1 protein-coding gene and 1 tRNA gene are annotated in these 3,140 nt (G+C 73.2%); both read left to right on the top strand.

What is annotated here, in order from left to right:
* Position 1 precedes the first annotated feature (1 nt).
* Entirely contained in the window at positions 2 to 2,971 is a 2,970-nt protein-coding gene (locus tag ACWCO3_RS33315) for a VWD domain-containing protein (protein ID WP_450013912.1), read from the top strand.
* 65 nt (positions 2,972 to 3,036) lie between these two features.
* Positions 3,037 to 3,112: transfer RNA gene (locus ACWCO3_RS33310), tRNA-Lys, on the top strand.
* The last annotated feature ends 28 nt before the right edge of the window (positions 3,113 to 3,140 follow it).

Genomic DNA, 3,140 nt, shown 5'->3' with positions numbered 1-3,140 from the left:
CCTGCGGCCCGGCCAGGCCGACTACCGGGCCGGCGACCAGGTCCGCCTCGACCTCACTGTCACGAACACCACGGGCGCGGCGTGCGCGCTGCCGACCAGCGCCGTCGGCACCGTCCAGGTGACCGGGGTACGCCTCGACGGGCGCGACCTCACGCCGACGCTGGCCCGCAGCTTCCACGACGACGGCATCGGTGCTGCCGCCACCGCAGGGCTCACCACTGTGGAACCCGGTGCGACCGCGACGGTCAGCCTGACCGGCGTACGCCTGCACGACGGCGACACGCCCGACGCGGTGCTGCTCCGCTCGGTGGCAGCAACCCCGGACGGCGGTGGCCTGGACACGCTGTGGCCGGTCGGTGCCCCCGGCCGGTACGAGGTGACCGCCGGCTACCTGCCACTGCCGGTGACCGGCGCGACCGGCCTCTGCGCGGGCGGGACCACGCTGCGGACCACCACCTTCACCGTCGGTGACGGCGACGGCGTGACCGGCCAGCGCTGGCTGTGGCTTGCCGGCGGAGCGTTGCTGCTGACGCTGCTCGCCGTCGCGCTGGTGGTGGTCCTCCGGCGGAGACGCCGCCGGCCGGCCGTCGCCGCGGTGGCACTGCTGCTGGTGGCCGTCGGCGCACTGGTCGTCGGCGGGCCCCGACCGGCCCGGGCCGACTACGCGGTGGACCCGACCGGTGGCGTGCCGGTCAGCGGCGTCGACTTCCAGGGCGCTGTCGACACCTGCCTGAAGGGATTCGCCGCGCCCGGCGGGGACCCGTCCGGCCTGCTCCCGCGGCTGCGGGACAAGAAGTCTCCCCGGGTGCGGATCATCCCGACCACCGGCGGCTCGGGCGCGTTCGAGACCCCGGACAGCCCCGACGGGAAGGGCTCCTCGACGGTCACCTGGAATCCGACCTCCGTCGAGCCGTACGGCGACGGCGTGGCCCGGGACCCCTGCGCCGCGCTCTACCACGAGCTGAACCACGCCGACGACATCTCCCAGAACAAGGTTCCGCAGGGCGACTGTGGCAGCACCGAAATCCGTACCGCCGAGGTGAAGGCGACACTCGCGGAGAACCGCTACCGGGTGGCGAAGGGCCTGCCACCACGCACCGAGTACGACGGGAAGACGCTGCCGAAGAACCTCGACGAGTGCAAGAAACCGGCGAAGAAGAAGCCCCCGCAGAAGGGTCCGGTGAAGCTCTGCGAGGAGGGCGCCAACTGCGGCGGCAGCAACGGCGACCCGCACCTGGTCACGTTCGACCGGGTCGCCTACGACTTCCAGGCCGTGGGCGAGTTCACGCTTGTCACCGCCACCGGCGGCGACCCGCTGGAGGTGCAGGTCCGCCAGGCGCCGATGGCCGGCACCCGGACCGCCTCGGTCAACTCGGCGGTCGCGTTCCGGGTCGGCGCCCACCGGGTGGCGCTCACGCTCACCGACGGCGGCACCCGGGTACACGTCGACGGCGCGTCGCTGGCCGCGCCACCGGAACGCACCGACCTGCCCGGCGGCGGCACCCTCACCCGCCGCCCGTCCGACACCGGACCCACCGACGGGTACGACGTGACGTGGCCGGACGGCTCCGCGGCGGCGGTGGACCAGATCGGCCACTACGGCTACCGGGTGCTGGTCAAGCTCGCCGACGTCCGGGCCGGGAAGGTCCGCGGCCTGCTCGGCGACTTCGACGGCGACCCGGCCGACGACATCGCACCGTCGTCCGGGACTGCGCTCACCCAACCGGTGCCGTTCACGCAGCTCTACCCCGCGTACGCGGACAGTTGGCGGGTCACCCCGGACCGCTCGCTGCTGCACTACGACGACGGGCAGGACACCGGCACGTTCACCGACCGTGCCTTCCCCGAACGGGAGGTCACCGTCGACGACCTCGACCCGGGCCGCCGCGCCACGGCCGAGCAGATCTGCCGGTGGGCCGGCATCACCGCGCCCGCCCAGCTCGCCGAGTGCGTCTTCGACGTCGCGGTCAGCGGCCGTCCCGAGTTCGCGGTGGCCGGCGCCACCACGGAGCGGGTCGCCCCGCCCGCCGTCACGTCGATCACGGCCGTACCCGTCGCGACCGCCAGCCTGACCCCCGGCGGGGCGCCACTGACGTTCCCCGGCCGGGCCGGGGACGCCGTCTTCGTCGACGCCACCGCGCCCGGGATCGCCAACCGCTGCTCGCCGTACGCGCTCACCGACCCTGCCGGCCAGTACATCGGGGGCGGCTGCGCGATCAACGGCGTCGGGTACATCGACCGCGTCGACCTCACCACCGCCGGCACGTACGCCGTGCGGGTCACCGCCGCCCCCGGCGACACCGGACGAGCAGCCGTCCGGGTGTACGTGGCCCGGGACGTTGACGGCACGCTGCAAGCGAACGGCCCGGAGGTCACCGCGATCCTGGATCATCCCGGCGCGCGGGCCTGGTACCGGTTCACCGGGCAGCAGGGTGAGCGCGTCTTCGTCGAGGTGCCCACGAGCACACTTCCCAACCAGTGCTCGCCGCTGGAACTGCGCGACGCCGAGGACCGGCTGCTGAGCAGCGGCTGCGTGATCAACGGCGTCGGCGAAATCGACGGCACCCTGCTGCCCGCCGACGGGACATACACAGTGGTGGTCGACCCGACCGGACGCACCACCGGCGCGACCACACTGCGGTTGGTCAGCAGCCGCGACAAGGCGGCGACGATCACCGTCGGCGGTCCGCCGGTCGTCGCCACCGTCGACCGACCCGGCGGGGTCACCACCTACCGGTTCACCGCCAGCGCCGGTACGTCGGTGAGTCTGACCGCGACCGCCTCCGACCTACCCGACCAGTGCGGCGTGGTGGAGCTACGCGCCCCCGACGGCAGCCCGATCACCAGCGGCTGTGTGATCAACGGGGCCGGCGACATCGAGCCGACGGTGCTGCCGACCTCCGGCACGTACACAGTGGTGGTGGACCCGTCCGGGGTCGCTACCGGGCAGGTCACGCTGACGCTGAAGTGAGGCGGACCCCTGCCTGTTCGGGGTGGCGTACCTGACGTGCTAGCGTCTCGTCCCGTTGCTGGCGAGCGCCGCTAGCTCAACTGGCAGAGCAGCGGACTCTTAATCCGCGGGTTCGGGGTTCGAGTCCCTGGCGGCGCACCAACGAGCAAGGCCCTGACCTGGTGGTTGA

This window comes from Micromonospora sp. NPDC002411 (genome assembly GCF_053592955.1).
The sequence above is the reverse complement of the archived record's forward strand: the minus strand, read 5'-3'. Positions and strand labels throughout refer to the sequence as shown.